The sequence below is a fragment of the Kitasatospora sp. NPDC059817 genome, from assembly GCF_042731835.1.
Taxonomy (GTDB): Bacteria; Actinomycetota; Actinomycetes; order Streptomycetales; family Streptomycetaceae; genus Kitasatospora.
This window is the reverse complement of record NZ_JBHWIR010000172.1, coordinates 1,582-15,855: the sequence shown is the minus strand read 5'-3', so window position 1 is coordinate 15,855 and position 14,274 is coordinate 1,582. Positions and strand designations below refer to the sequence as shown.

The following is a 14,274-nucleotide window of genomic DNA, read 5'->3' as shown; positions in this document are numbered from 1 at the left end:
CTTAAAAACACACCGCCTGGAAGGCCACCAGGGGGGTGACCTCGGCTGGCACCCCCGGGGCCAGCCGGGGGCCCTGGGCCACGCCGGGGTGCGCGGCCAGCGCCGCCTCGATCTCGCCGAGCTCGATCCGGAAGCCGCGCACCTTCACCTGCTGGTCGGCCCGGCCGACGAAGCTCAGGCTGCCTTCCGCAGCCCGGCGCACCACGTCGCCGCTGCGGTACATCCGGCTGCCCGCCGGCCCGTACGGGTCGGCGACGAAGCGCCCGGCGGTCAGGCCCGGCCGGTTCAGGTAGCCGCGCGCCAGCCCGGCGCCCGCCACGTACAGCTCGCCGGGCACGCCCGGGGCCACCGGCCGCAGGCCGTCGTCGAGCACGTACGTCCGCAGGTCCGGGAGGCCCGCGCCGATCTGGCCGGCTGCGGTGCCGGACCGGTCGAGCGCCGCGTACGTGACGTGCACGGTGGTCTCGGTGATGCCGTACATGTTGACCAGCCGGGGCGCGTCCTCCGGGTGCCGCTCGTACCAGCTCGCCAACCGGGCGTGCTCCAGTGCCTCACCGCCGAAGACCACCGTGCGCAGGGCGAGTTCACGCGGGTGCTCGGCTTCCGCCTGCATCAGCTGGTAGAAGGCGGACGGCGTCTGGTTGAGCACCGTCACCCGCTCGCGGGCGAGGAGCTCCAGGAACGCGCCGGGCGAGCGGCTGGTCTCATGGTCCACGATCACGAGACGGCCGCCGTGCAGCAGCGCGCCCCACAGCTCCCACACCGAGAAGTCGAAGGCGTAGGAGTGGAAGAGCGTCCAGACGTCCTCGGCGGTGAAGCCGAACAGCTCCTCCGTCGTCCGGAACAGCCGCACCACGTTGTGGTGCGGAACCACGACGCCCTTGGGGTTGCCGGTGGAGCCGGAGGTGTGGATGACGTAGGCGGCGTGGCCGGGATCGACGGTGACCCCCGGGTCCGTGTCCGGCAGCCCGTCCAGGTCGGCGGAGTCCAGCAGCAGCCGGTCCAGGTGGTCCGCCCCCGGCAGCTCGCCGATACCGCTCGTCGTGACGAGCAGCGCGGGCCGGGTGTCCTGGAGCAGGTAGGAGATCCGGGCCGCAGGGTACGCCGGGTCGATCGGCACGTAGGCGCCGCCGGCCTTGACCACCGCGAGCACCGCGACGACCAGGTCCGCCGAGCGCGGCAGGGCCAGGGCCACCAGCCGCTCCGGGCCCACGCCCCGGTCGATGAGCGCGTGCGCGAGCCGGTTGGCGCGGGTGTTCAACTCGCCGTAGAAAAGGGTTACTTCACCATCCGTGAGGGCGACGGCGGCCGGGTTGGTCCGGACCCGCCGCTCGAAGAGCGCGGTCAGGCTGCTGCACGGCGCGTCCTCCTCCTCGGTACGGGCCGGGAGCAGCGCGCGGAGTTCCTCGGCGGACAGCACGTCCACCCGGCCGATCCGTCGGCCGGGGTCGGCGACGACGGCGCGCAGCAGCCGCAGCCACCGGTCGACGATCCCCGCCACGGTGGCCTCGTCGAAGAGGTCGGTGCTGTACTCGACCACGCCCGACAGCCCCTCCGTACCCGGCTGTTCGGCCAGGATGAAGGTCAGGTCGCACTTGGCCGTACCGGTGTGCACCAGATCGGCCGTCACCCGCAGCCCCGGCAGGTCGAAGGCGCCGAGCGGGGCGTTCTGCAGGGCGAGCATGGTCTGGAAGAGCGGGTGGTGCGCCAGTGTCCGGGTCGGGTTCAGTGCCTCCACGAGGTGCTCGAACGGCACGTCCTGGTGCGCGTACGCGGCCAGCGCGTCGGAGCGCACCTGGCCCAGCAGTTCGGCGAACGACGGGTCGCCGGACAGGTCGGTGCGCAGCACGAGGGTGTTGACGAAGAATCCGACCAGGTCGTCCAGGGCCTCGTCGGTGCGTCCCGCGATCGGCGTGCCGATCGGTACGTCGGTGCCGGCGCCGAGCTTGCCGAGCAGGGCGGCCAGCCCGGCCTGGAGCACCATGAACAGGCTGGCGCCACCGTCGCGGGCGAGCGCGCGCAGGCCCTCGTGCAACTCGGCGTCGATCCGCACCGGCAGGTGGGCGCCCCGGTAGGACATCGCGGCCGGCCGGGGCCGGTCGAAGGGCAGCTCCACCTGGTCGGGCAGGTGCGCCAACTGCTCCCGCCAGTAGGCGAGCTGGCCGCTCAGCAGACTGTCCGGGTGAGCGCCGTCACCGAGCAGCTCCCGCTGCCAGAGGGCGTAGTCGGCGTACTGGACGGGCAGTTGGGCCCACTCGGGCTTCGCGCCCTCGGTACGGGCCGCGTAGGCGGTCCTCAGGTCCCGCAGGAGCGGGCCCGCCGACCAGCCGTCACCGGCGATGTGGTGCACCACCAGCAGCAGCACGTGCTCCTCGGTGCCGAGCCGGAAGAGCTCGGCACGCAGCGGCGGCTCCTCGGCGAGCTCGAAGCCGTGCCGCGCCGCCTCCGCCAGAAGGTCCGGCAGGTCGCGCTCGCCGGCCTCGGTGACCCGCAGCCGCGGCCGTGCCTCGTCTGCCTCCAGCACCCGCTGGCACGGCACGCCGTCGACCACCGGGAAGACGGTGCGCAGGCTCTCGTGCCGCTCGACCACGTCCGCCAGGGCGGCGTCCAGGGCCCGCTGGTTCAGGTGTCCGGAAAGCCGCAGCGCCAGCGGGATGTTGTAGGTGGCGCTCGGTCCCTCCATGCGGTGCAGGAACCACAGCCGGCGCTGCGCGAAGGACAGCGGGACGGCCTCGGGCCGCTCGCGCCGCCCGAGCGCCGGGCGCGCCCGGCCCGCGATGTCCACCGCCGCGGCCAGTTCCGCCACCGTCGGCGCGTCGAACAGGTCGCGCAGCCCCAGCTCCACGCCCAGCACCGACCGGGCCCGGGCGACCAGCCGGGTGGCCAGCAGGGAGTGCCCGCCGAGGTCGAAGAAGCTGTCGTCCAGCCCCGGCTCGGACACGCCGAGCACCTCGGCGAACAGGCCTGCGAGCAGGTGCTCGACCGCGGAGCGCGGAGCGCGGCCCGGCACGGCCGACTGCCGCTCGGGCGCTGGCAGGGCCCGCCGGTCGAGCTTGCCGTTCGGGGTCAGCGGCAGGACGTCCAGCACCATGAGCGCCGACGGCACCATGTGCTTGGGCAACCGCGCCTGGAGGTGTTCGCGCAGGGCGGTGTCGGTGACCGTGGCACCGGGCTCGGCGACGGCATAGGCGACCAGTCGGGGCTCGTCCTCGGTACGCACCACGGCGGCGGCCCGGGCGACCTGCGGGTGCTCGGCGAGGACGGCCTCGACTTCGCCGAGCTCCACTCGGAAGCCGCGGACCTTGACTTGGTCGTCGGTCCGGCCGAGGAACTCCAGATTCCGGTCTGCACCCCAGCGCACCAGGTCGCCGGTGCGGTACATCCTCGAACCACTCGGACCGAACGGGTCCGCCACGAACCGCCCGGCGGTCAGGCCCGGCCGGTTGAGGTAGCCGCGCGCCAGGCAGGGCCCGGCGATGTACAGCTCGCCCGGCGTACCGGCCGGCAGCGGCCGCAGGGCGCCGTCGAGCACGTACAGCCGGACGTTTCCGGCGGGTCGGCCGATGACCGGGAGCGGACTCGATCCCACGGAGGCGATCACCGGGTTGACGGTGCACTCGGACGGTCCGTAGAGGTTGAGGCAGGAGACCCCGTCCGCCGACCGTAGTTCTCCCCACAGCCGCTCCGGGACGGCCTCGCCACCGGCCGCGACCAGCGCCGGACGCCAGTTCTGGTCGCCCAGGAGCCCGTGGGCGACCAGGACGTGCAGGTAGGAAGGGGTGGCTTCGATGTAGTCCAGTCCGTGGCGCGCCGCGTAGCCGACGAAGGCGTCGGGGTCGGTCCAGGTCTCGTGGTCCAGGACGTGCAGCTCGTGCCCCGCGAACAGGGCGAGCAGCTGGTTCCACGAGGCGTCGAACGACACCGACGTGGTCAGGGCCACCCGCAGCCGCTGCCGTTCCCCGAGGACCGCCCGGAAGTGCACCTCCCGGAGGTCCGTGAGCAGGTTGAGCAGGCCGCCGTGGGTCGGCGCCACGCCCTTGGGCCGGCCGGTGGAGCCGGAGGTGTAGATGACGTAGGCCGGGTGGCCCGGATCGACGACCACCGTCGGGTCGGTCGGCGGGCAGCCCGCCACCAGGGCGGCCGATTCCGGGGCGTCGAGCACCAACCGGTCGACCGGACCGCCGTCGGGCAGGCGGTCCGCGCTGCCGGAGTCGGTCACCAGCAGGATCGGTCGGGCGTCGTCGAGCAGGTAGGCGATCCGGTCGGCCGGGTACTCGGGGTCGACCGGGACGTACGCCGCGCCGGTCTTCAGCACCGCGAGGATCGCCACCACCAGCTCGGCCGACCTCGGCAGCGCCACCGCCACCAGCCGCTCCGGCCCCGCACCCCGGTCGATCAGGGCGTTCGCCAGCCGGTTCGCCCGCACGTCGAGCTCCGCGTACGTCAGTGAGACGTCACCGCACACCAGCGCGACGAGGTCCGGAGTCGCCCGGACCTGCTCCCGGAACAGCTCCGGCAGGCTCGTGGCGGGATCCGCCGCCACCTGCCCGGTGCCGAGGGCCGCCACCTCTCGGTGCTCTGCGGCCGTGAGCAGGTCGATCCGGCCCAGCACCTCGTCAGGGTCACAGTCCGCGACGGCGTCGAGCACGGCGAGCAGCCGCTGCTGGTGCGCGGCGAGGTCGTCGTCGCCGTATGCCTCGGGCGCGCCGTGCAGCCTGAGGAGCGGGGGGTTGCCGTCCCGGTAGTCGAACACCCAGACGGCGAGATCGGTGGTCGACCCGGACACGAAGTGGTGCACGGAGGCGGGGTGCCCGGCGAAGGTGGGCCTCGCGTTGAAGGCCATGATGTTGACGATCAGCGGGAACACCGTCCCGATGCTCCCGGGCGCGCCGAGATCCCGCAGCAGGTCCTCGCTGCGGTAGCGCTCGTGCGCGACGGCCGCCTCGACTTCCCGTGCCACCTGGGCGACGAGTTCGCGCCACGGCATGTCCGGTCGTACCGTCAGCCGCAGCGGCACCACGTTCGACATCGTGCCGGGCACTGACATCAGGTCGCGGTCGGAGCCCCGACGGGCGGTGACCGGGAGGGCGAGCACCACGTCCTGGGTACCGCTCAGCCGGTGGGCGTAGAGCGCCGCCGCCGCGATCACCAGGCGGGACCACCGGACACCGACCCTCCCTGCCGCCGCCCGCAGCGCGTCCGGGCTCCGCAGCTCCCGCTCCTCGGCCAGACGCAGGGCCCGGTGCGGGTCAGTCGTGGCGCTGTCGGTGAGCCGGGTCGGGGCGGGCAGGTCTGCACAGCGCTCGGTCCAGTAGGAGCGGTCGGCGGTGAAGTCGGCGGACGAACGGTAGGCGGCGTCGCTGTCGACCAGGTCCCGCAGCGAGCCGAACGGCGACGGCGGCACCGCGCCGCCCTCGGACAGCGCCGAGTACACCTCGCCGACCCGCTGGCGGACCATGGAACTGCTGATCGCGTCCAGCACCACGTGGTGGTAGTTCAGGTACCAGAGGAATTCGGTCGGCGACAGCTTGACCAGCGCGTGCCCGAACAGCGGGTCGCGCGCGAGATCCAGCGGGCGCATCAGGTCCCGCTCCATCCACTCCATGGCCGCCGCACGGGGTGCGGGCTCCCCGCTCAGGTCCAGGTGTGCCGGTGCCCAGTCCCAGGTCTCGCGGAGGATCTGGCGCGGGCCGTCACCGCCGTCGACGAAGGTCACGTGCAGGGCGTCGACCTCGTCGACGACGCGGCGCAGCGCGGTCTCGAACAGGTCCGGGTCGACCGGCCCGTGGATCTCCAGGCACTCACCGACCCGGTAACCGGGGATCGGTGTCCGGGAGCGCTGCTCGGCGAGCCAGATCTCGCGCTGGGCCGCTGTCAGGGCAAGGACGTCGCCGTCGCGACGGGACATGGGGGTACCTCCAGAAGTGTGGGCGGGCAGGCGCGCAGGACGCGCCGGGCCACGCCGACCGCGGTGACGTCACACGGTCAGCGGGCGGTGCGGCTTTCTGCGGTCAGGCGGCGCGTTCGCCGGCCTGGAGCTGCCAGAGGGATGCGTAGAGTCCGTGCCGGGCGAGGAGTTCGTCGTGGGTGCCCTGCTCGGCCACGACGCCGCCCCTGTCCATGACGTAGATCCGGTCGGCGTGGCGGACGGTGGAGAGCCGGTGGGCGATGACGACCATCGTCCGGCCGACCGCGAAGCCGCGCAGCGTGCGCTGGATGGCAGCCTCGGTCTCGTTGTCCACCGTGGAGGTCGCCTCGTCGAGGATCACGACCGGCGCGTCCTTGAGGATCGCCCGCGCCAGGCCGATCCGCTGCCGCCGGCCGCCCGACAGCGCGGCACCGCGTTCACCGATCACCGTGTCGTAGCCGTCCGGCAGCGCCGCGATGAAGGTGTGCGCCTCGGACATCGAGGCGGCCTTGACGACGGCCTCGTCCGAGGCCGCGAAGCTGCCGTAGCGGATGTTGTCAACGATGCTGCCGTCGAAGAGGAACGGGTCCTACGCGACGAACCCGATCGCGTCGCGCAGGTCCCGGGGACGCGCCGCAGGACCGCGGCGAGGACTTCGGCCGTCCGGGGCCGTCCGAGAACCAGCCTGACGTCCCAGCGCTGGCGGCCCGGAATGACCGAGCGCAGGCTCGCGTCCGGATCCATGGAGCGGAATCCGGCTGCGGAACCCAGCAGAGATGGCATGTGTACGATCACCTGTTTGCGGAGGTCATGAGCGATCCGGCATCGGGCACGACGGATCAATGTGGCGGAGCGGGAATTCTGAAGGGGCGGCCGATGGGGCCGGAAGGCCCGCGGCCGACCACCGCGCGGACACAGCTCGCGAGCTCGATCACGGTGTGCGTCCAGGCGGCGGGTCAGGTCGCGCCGGTGCGTCAGTGTGCCCTTCCGGCGCCGACGGTCGTACGGATCTTCGAGGCCCTCGCCTCGGCTTCGGCCCGGGCGGCGGCCTCGCCCCTCTCGGCGTTCGGGGTCGCGTTCCCGGCCGCACGATGGCCGTCACCGGACGTGACCTGAGCCGCCGACACGTCGGCGGCGACCTCGGCCGCGAGGTCGTGGATGTTCTCCCCGGCCTCGTGGGCCGCCTTCTTCACCTCCATGACGAGCCCGACGGACGTCTTGACGACGCCTCGCACCAGCGGCTTCAGCAGACGCTTGACCAGTGGCGAGACGACGAGACCGATCAGGAACGGCGGAACTACGGGCGGCATGGTGTTCCAACCTCTCTACGTATGACAGGGGACCCCGGGCACGGCGAACTGCCGGAGCACGCACAGCAGGACCGGCGGTAGAACTCCTTTTCGGGATTGTCGGCTCACGTCGCGGATTTCCCGCCGAACCGATTTCCTCACCGATGAGGCCAACCGCCCGATCCTCCGCCACCGTAGTCGAATAGCTCCCGTCAAAACCAAACATCCTCAACGGGATTCACCCGGCCGAGTGCAATCCGAACTACCAATCGCTACGAACTCAGTAAAGGTTTGCCGCCCAATTAGACCGATCATCACATTTCTAGATCAATGGCGATCGCCGTTTTCTCGTGCCACCCTCCCGCGCTCGGCCGGCCCCAGCCCATCGAGTCGGCGCCCCCCGGCACAACGCCGGGCCGGCCCCGGCAATCGTCCGAAGACGCACCGGGCGGTTCCTGTGTCACTCCGCAGCTCCGGCCGATCACGGACGAGTGAACTCCCGGCCGGCGGCTGGCCCGCCGACTGCCGCGAACGCCAGCATGAGCGGCATGACCACCACGCACCCCCCAGCCGAGCGGGCCGCCCAGGCCCGGGAAGCCGAAGCCCAACTCGCCGCCGCAGGAATCGACGGGGTGGTGTTCGGCTGGGTCGACAACGCCGGGCTCACCCGGGTGAAGTCCGTTCCGCTCGCCCAGCTCGAACACGCCGCCGAGTACGGTGTCGGCGCCGTACCCTGCTTCGACGTCTCCCTGGTGGACGACTCCTTCGCCACCGCGCCTTCGGGCACCGGCCCGGTGGGCGACCTGCGGCTCGTCCCCGACCTCGACCGGCTCACCCCGCTCGCCGCCCAGCCCGGCTGGGCCTGGGCCCCGGCCGACCGCTACACCCAGGACGGCACCCCGCACCCCGGCTGCCAGCGCCACTTCGCCCGCCGGGTCACCGAGACCGTCGAGCGGCGCGGGCTCTCGGTGCGGGCCGGGATCGAGATCGAGTGGGTGGTGGCCGACTCCGCCGGAGCCCCCGCGACGACCGGGCCCGCGTACGGGATGACCCGCTTCATCGAGCACTCCGACTACCTGCGGGAGGTACTGCGCGCCCTCACCGCCCAGGGACTGGCCGTGCTCCAGGTCCACCCCGAGTACGCCGCCGGACAGTTCGAGGTCTCCGTCGCCGCCGAGGGGCCTGTCGAGGCGGCCGACACCACGATGCTGGTGCGCCACACCGTCCGGGCCGTCTCCGCCCGGCACGGCCTGCGGGTCTCGTTCGCGCCCGTCTTCACCGAGGGCTCGATCGGCAACGGCGGCCACCTGCACCTCAGCCTCTGGCGAGAGGGCCTGAACCTCGGGCACGGCGGCCCCGGCCGGCACGGGCTGCACCCGGAGGCCGAACAGTTCCTCTCGGGCGTCCTGGCCGAGCTGCCCGCCCTGCTCGCCCTCGGCGCACCCGGCGTCGCCTCCTACCTGAGGCTGGTCCCCTCCCACTTCGCCGGGGCCTACCGCTGCTGGGGCCTGGAGAACCGTGAGGCGGCACTGCGGCTGATCGCCGGCTCCACGGCCCGGCAGGCCAACGCCGAGCTCAAGTGCTTCGACGCCGCCGCCAATCCGTACCTGGCGATCGGCGGCGTGCTGGCCGCCGGACTCGCCGGCCTGGACGCCGGTCTGCCCCTCCCGCCCGAGACCACGAGCGACCCCGCCGCCCTCGGCGACGCCGAGCGCCTCCCGGAGAGCCTGCCGGAGGCGATCGACGCGTACGAGAAGTCCGACGTGCTGCGGCAGGCGCTCGGCCCCGAGCTGTACGAGACAGTGCTGGCCGTCCGTCGCGCGGAGGCGGAGCTGTTCGCGATGCGCACGGATGCGGAGGTCATCGAGGCCGTCCGCTGGCGCTACTGACGAGCACCGGTTCTGCTCCACCGGCTCCCCGGCGACGGGTCGATCGCAGACCCCCTGGTCGCCGGGGAGCGAGGAGCCAGGAGCGGCCCGCCGATGGCCGGTCGGAAGCGGCGGAACCCTGCCGGGTACGGGAGATGGCTATATCAACCCACTTCGGCTCTGGGTGAGGACTCGGGAGTCGGATCGGTGACCTCGGGTTCCAGCGGCTTCGCCATGTAGACCGCATCGGCACCGTAGCTCGCGGGCAGCCCGATCTCGGGCCGGGCGCGGTACCCGAGGCGAGCCCACACGGCCTGTGCGCCGAGGACGGCGACCAGCGAGACCGTCCGGTGGCCGGCCGCCAGCGCGGTGTCGTCCAGGTGGCGCATCATCCGTGGGGCGAGACCCCGGCCGCGCAGCTGCTCGGCGATCACCAGGTCGTGCGCGTGCATGTTGGCGGGCCGCCCGCCAGTGCCGTCCCCGTCCGCGTCCTCGCTGCGGCTGAGGTCCGGGCAGCGGAACAGCGGGTACGGCAGGGCGAGCAGGTAGCCGCCGAGGCCGCCCGGGTGCTCCAGCGCGAAGCAGGTGTCGGGTGAGGCGCGATGCCGGGACTGCAGGGCCTCGCGGCCTTCGGACAGGCCACTGGCGGCGTAGGCGCGTTCCTCCAGCGCGACCACGGCGTCCCAGTCCTCTTCCCGGAGCAGCCGGATCCGGTACTCGCTCATGCGTTTCCTCCGTTGCGGCGCCCGCCGACGCAGGTGTACGGAAGCGGCGCGAAGCCGTTGAACCCCTGGGTGGCGTAGGCGGAGGCGTACGCGCCGCAGGAGTGGACCCACACCGGGTCGCCGGAGGCGATCGCGCGCGGGACCTGGACCAGGCCGTCCTCCTGGGCGTACGCGTCATCGCTGTCGCAGGTCGGACCGGCCACCACGGCGTCGACGAACTGCCCGCCCTGGTGGGTCGGGAACTCCAGCCGGTACTGCAACTGGTCCATCTCGTACAGGCCGTTGAACTTGCCGCAGCTCAGGTACAGCCAGTCCTCGCGGGTGCCGTCGAGCCGGCGGCGGGAGGTGAGCCGGGCGACGTGCGCGCGGATCGCACCGTGGTCGGCGACCAGGTGGCGGCCCGGCTCCAGCAGGAAGTCCAACGGGGCGGCGTTGACGGCGCGCAACCGTTCCATGCCCTCCCGGATCACCACGAAGATCTTGTCCAGCGGCGGTTCCAGCGGCCGGCCGCGCCGGTCGAGGACGCCGAGTGCGGGCAGCCCGCCACCGAGGTTGATGCGGCTCGGCACGATGCCGCGCCGGCAGAGCGCCTCCAGGACGGCGGTCAGCGAGTCGATCGCCGCGGCCCAGGCCCCGGCGGTCATCTGCTGGGAGCCGACGTGCACCGACAGGCCGGAAGGCACCAGCCCTGCGGGCCGGGCGGCATCGAGCACCCGCACGGCGTCCTCGGGCGAGCAGCCGAACTTGCGGCTCAGGCCCCACAGCGCGCCCTCGCCGGTGGTCGCGATCCGGCAGAACACCCGCGATCCGGGGGCGTGTTCCGCGATCGCGGCGACGTCCTCCGGGCTGTCGGTGGCGAAGTCCCGCACGCCCAGCCGGTACGCCTCGGCGATGTTGCGGTCCGACTTGACGGTGTTCCCGTAGTGGATCAGCTCGGGTGCGACGCCGGTGCGCAGCGCCTGGGCGATCTCCTGCGGGCTGGCCGCGTCGAAGCCGGAGCCGAGCGCGGCGAGATGGTCCAGCACCTCGTCCACCGGGCAGGCCTTCATCGCGAACCGGACGGCCACGCCGGGAAGTTCGGCGCACAGTGCGGCGTACTGACGGCCGATGCCGTCCAGGTCGTAGACGATGGTGTCCTCGGTGGCATCGGCGAGCGCGGCGCGCAGGGCGGTGCCGTCGCGCTGTCCGGGAAGGCGCGTGGTGGATGCGTGCACGGTGGCCGGCGCGGTCGGGGCGCGGTGGCCGGTTCTGCCGTGGTCGGCCGTCCGACGCGGTTCGGCGGTCTGGCGCATGTCGATGCTCTGAGGCCTCACGTGTGAACTTCCGGTCCGACTAGACGATTGATGCCACGGGATTGCTGGCACGCGTGAAATGAAGCAAGGGAGTCCGAAGGTCGGCTGTGACGCCTGACCCGAACTCCCTCTCCCACCGCACTCTACGTACTTCCAGGGCCTGCCCCACCACCCGTTGCGCACCCCGCACGGCCTGACCGACGCGAAGGCCGACGAGCGCGGACCGCTGCTCGGCATCTCCGTGCCGATCCCCATCCCTCCGCGCCCCGCCCCGGGCCACCGCTCGCCATACAGAACCACCCGAACGACGTCGGCGTCGGCCTCCACGGCCTTGACGACCAGGTCCCACCGGACGCTGTCGATGAACTGGTGAGAGCAACGCCTCGGCGGATCGGCCCGTCCCGCTGGTCCCGGTCCCGTGACCAGCCGAAGATGACGGCATGGGTGTCGACGACCCGGGTACCGGGCTGCTGGTGACGAACGTGCGCGTCTTCGACGGGATCGGAGGGGAAGCGGTGCCGGGGCACGTCCGGGTCCAACGGGACAGGATCGCAGAGGTGGTGCTGGGCCGCACCCTCCCGCCCGGCCTACCCGGAGGCGCGACGGTGATCGACGGCGGAGGCCGCACCCTCCTCCCCGGCCTCACCGACGCGCACGTCCACCTGTTCGCGATCGGCGGCACCATGGCGGAGCTCCAGCTCGCACCGACCGGCACCCTCCACTACCAGGCCCTGGCCGCGGCCCGCGACATGCTGATGCGCGGCTTCACCACCGTGCGGGACATGGCCGGAGACACCGAGCCGCTCCGGCGGGTGCTGGACCGCGGGCTGTTCCCGGGCCCGCGGATCTACCCGAGCCAGGCGGCCGTCTCCCAAACCGCCGGCCACGGCGACTTCGGGACGGTCCACGACGCCCCGACCGCCCTGGGCGGGCCACCGGCCCGGACCGAACAGATCGGGTTCACCCGGGTGGCCGACGGGCCGGAACGGGTGCTCGCCGCGGTGCGCGAGCAGCTGAAGAAGGGAGCCACCCAGATCAAGCTGATGGCCGGCGGCGGCGTCATCTCGGAGTTCGACCCGCTGGACGTCCTGCAGTTCACCACGGCCGAGTTGGAGGCCGCCGTCGCCGCGGCCTCCGACTGGGGCACCTACGTGACCGTGCACGTCTACACCTCCGAAGGCGTCCGCCGCGCGGTGCGGGCCGGGGTGCGCTGCATCGAGCACGGGCACCTCGTCGACGAGGACACCATCCGCCACCTCGCGGAACAGAGCGTGTGGCTGAGCACCCAGCCGTTCGCGGTCGACGACCACCACTACGCGTCCCCGGACAGCGACCGCAAGAACCGCGAGGTCTGTGAAGGCGTCACCCGCACCATCGGCTGGGCGGTGAAGCACGGTGTTCGGCTGGCCTTCGGCACCGACCTGGTGCTCGACCCCGGGAAGGCCCACCGGCAGAACGAGATGCTCGTCCGGCTCGGCAGCTACCTCAGCCCGGTCGAGGCCCTGCGGACGGCCACCTCCGGCAACGCCGAACTCTTCCGCCTGTCCGGCCGCCGAGACCCCTACCGCGCCGCGCCGCTCGGCGTCATCGCGCCGGGAGCATGGGCCGACCTCCTGGTCGTCGACGGCGACCCGACCACCGACCTCTCCGTCCTCGCAGACCCCGAACGCAATCTGAAGCTGATCGTCAAGGACGGCGTCGTCCACAAGAACGAACTCGACTGACCCGCACCGGCCTCCGCCTGCCCCCGGCTCGGGCGGTCCATCACCGCCCTGTGGCCCGGTCAGGCATGCCGGAGACAGCGGGTTCCCCCACTGGAATCCCGCACCGATCCCGGACAGCACGTGGGTGTTCCCCGGGAGCACCTCGGTGCGCTGGCCGGCCTCCCGGAAGTGCCATCCCTGGCGGAGGTTCTGGCCGGGGCCGCGGCCCCGGGGGGGGCGGGGGCGGGGGGTGCGGGCCCGGCGGCGCGGGCGCGGGCGGTCGCGGGTGGAGCGGCCCCGGCGGAGCGGTCGCGGCGGGGGTCAGCGGGTGCTGAAGTCCGCGTTCCAGGAGGCGTTGCCGGTGCGGGCCAGGCCGACCTCGTTGTAGTCGCCGAGCATGATCCCCAGGTGGCCGGGCGACTTGATCCAGCCGTCGACGGCGGCGTCGATGTCGGTGGGGCCGTAGAAGGCGATCTCGCCGAATCCCCTCCCGGTGTAGCCGAGGCCCCGCGCGATGCTGCCCGAGTCGCAGAAGTGGCCGGAGACGCGGCGCTGGTCCATCTGGTCGGCGTTGCACTTGGCGGCCTGGGAGAGCGTCTGGTTGAGGCGCACCGCCGGCCTGCCGTTCTGGGCGCGCACGGTGTTGAGCCGGTCCAGGAAGCGCTGCTCGACGGAGGTGCCCGGGCCCGGACCCGGACCGGTGCCCGACCCGATCAGGTCGAACCGCTGGGCCATGCTGCCGTCGCAGTTCTCGACGGTGACCTCCCGGTCGAGGCCGTGGTAGGTCAGACAGCGGTTGTCGCGGGCGTTGTGGAGGTAGGTGCCGCCGCCGGCGGCGGGCTCCAGGGTCCACTGCTGGTTGTCGCCCGCCCACCAGTGGATGAACTGGGTGGACCGGCCGTCGTTGGTGTCCATCTCCAGCACGCGCTCGGTGCCGTTGACGTTGCGGGCGAAGTCGACCCGGTCGCCGGGCTTGTTGGAGATCCAGAACGAAGTGGAGGCGTTCTGGTAGTTGCGGGCGACGATCCGGGAGCCCTCGCCGTCGGAGCTGGCCAGCGAGTTGTGGTTCTGGTGGTCCTGGATCGTGATCATCTGCTCGACCACGGCGGCGTTCGCCGGCGCGGCGAGCAGCGTGATGCTGCTCGCGGATATCGCGGAGACGGCGAGCGCCAGGCCTGCCAGCCGGGTGCGGCGGCGGGTGCCGGTGCTCGGGCGGAGGGTGGGGGTGGGAGTGGGGGTGGACGGGTGGGACACGGGAATCTCCTGTTGTCAATGGACCGCGTGCGGATGAGACTGCGGAACGCGGTCAGGACACCAGGACTGGATTGACAATTGATCAGCAGCGCGTTGACGAACAGGATGTGCGTCGTCCACGGAGGCGGCGCGGACCTCAGGCCCACACGTGTGTCAGCCGGATCGTGTTGCCGTGGGGGGGCGCGCCCGGGGGCCCGAGCAGGGGCCGCGGGTTACGAGGGGCGCGAGTAGGCGA

Annotated in this window: 7 protein-coding genes and 1 pseudogene; 2 read left to right on the top strand and 6 right to left on the bottom strand. The window is 72.6% G+C overall.

Translation table 11 applies throughout. The annotated features are described in order from the left end of the window. Position 1 precedes the first annotated feature (1 nt). From ACFV61_RS28245 to ACFV61_RS28235, 3 genes and pseudogenes are all read right to left on the bottom strand, one after another. Positions 2-5,908, bottom strand: a complete 5,907-nt coding sequence (locus ACFV61_RS28245) for an amino acid adenylation domain-containing protein (protein WP_380494613.1) — start codon at positions 5,906-5,908, stop codon at positions 2-4. 103 nt (positions 5,909-6,011) lie between these two features. Continuing rightward, positions 6,012-6,533: pseudogene (locus ACFV61_RS28240) on the bottom strand (ATP-binding cassette domain-containing protein); the annotation flags it as partial. A 349-nt stretch (positions 6,534-6,882) separates the two neighbouring features. Beyond that, positions 6,883-7,218 (bottom strand): DUF5132 domain-containing protein, encoded by a 336-nt coding sequence (locus ACFV61_RS28235; RefSeq protein ID WP_063351960.1) that lies wholly within the window; start codon positions 7,216-7,218, stop codon positions 6,883-6,885. 527 nt (positions 7,219-7,745) lie between these two features. Between ACFV61_RS28235 and ACFV61_RS28230 the strand changes: the two genes are divergently transcribed. Then, complete coding sequence (locus ACFV61_RS28230; RefSeq protein WP_380494611.1) at positions 7,746-9,086, top strand: glutamine synthetase; 1,341 nt, start codon at positions 7,746-7,748, stop codon at positions 9,084-9,086. A 143-nt stretch (positions 9,087-9,229) separates the two neighbouring features. Here ACFV61_RS28230 and ACFV61_RS28225 read toward each other — a convergent pair whose 3' ends face one another. After that, positions 9,230-9,790 carry a GNAT family N-acetyltransferase gene (locus ACFV61_RS28225; RefSeq protein ID WP_063351962.1) on the bottom strand — a complete coding sequence of 187 codons (561 nt, stop codon included), beginning with the start codon at positions 9,788-9,790 and terminating at the stop codon, positions 9,230-9,232. Continuing rightward, the gene (locus ACFV61_RS28220; RefSeq protein ID WP_380494609.1) at positions 9,787-11,103 is read right to left on the bottom strand and encodes a type III PLP-dependent enzyme; all 1,317 of its coding nucleotides are present in this window, start codon (positions 11,101-11,103) and stop codon (positions 9,787-9,789) included. Before ACFV61_RS28220 ends, ACFV61_RS28225 begins: the two co-directional genes overlap by 4 nt. 419 nt (positions 11,104-11,522) lie before the next feature. On the opposite strand from ACFV61_RS28220, the gene ACFV61_RS28215 reads away from it, so the two are divergent. After that, on the top strand, positions 11,523-12,806 hold the full coding sequence (locus tag ACFV61_RS28215) for an amidohydrolase family protein (RefSeq protein ID WP_380494606.1): 1,284 nt from the start codon (positions 11,523-11,525) through the stop codon (positions 12,804-12,806). Between the two features lie 300 nt (positions 12,807-13,106). On the opposite strand, the gene ACFV61_RS28210 is transcribed toward ACFV61_RS28215, so the two are convergent. Next, positions 13,107-14,039, bottom strand: a complete 933-nt coding sequence (locus ACFV61_RS28210; protein ID WP_380494604.1) for a CAP domain-containing protein — start codon at positions 14,037-14,039, stop codon at positions 13,107-13,109. Positions 14,040-14,274 lie beyond the last annotated feature (235 nt).

Excerpts from the sequence above, each read along its gene's own strand:
- ACFV61_RS28245 (WP_380494613.1), bottom strand. The coding sequence starts at position 5,908 with ATGTCCCGTCGCGACGGCGACGTCCTTGCCCTGACAGCGGCCCAGCGC.
- ACFV61_RS28235 (WP_063351960.1), bottom strand. The coding sequence starts at position 7,218 with ATGCCGCCCGTAGTTCCGCCGTTCCTGATCGGTCTCGTCGTCTCGCCA.
- ACFV61_RS28230 (WP_380494611.1), top strand. The coding sequence starts at position 7,746 with ATGACCACCACGCACCCCCCAGCCGAGCGGGCCGCCCAGGCCCGGGAA.
- ACFV61_RS28225 (WP_063351962.1), bottom strand. The coding sequence starts at position 9,790 with ATGAGCGAGTACCGGATCCGGCTGCTCCGGGAAGAGGACTGGGACGCC.
- ACFV61_RS28215 (WP_380494606.1), top strand. The coding sequence starts at position 11,523 with ATGGGTGTCGACGACCCGGGTACCGGGCTGCTGGTGACGAACGTGCGC.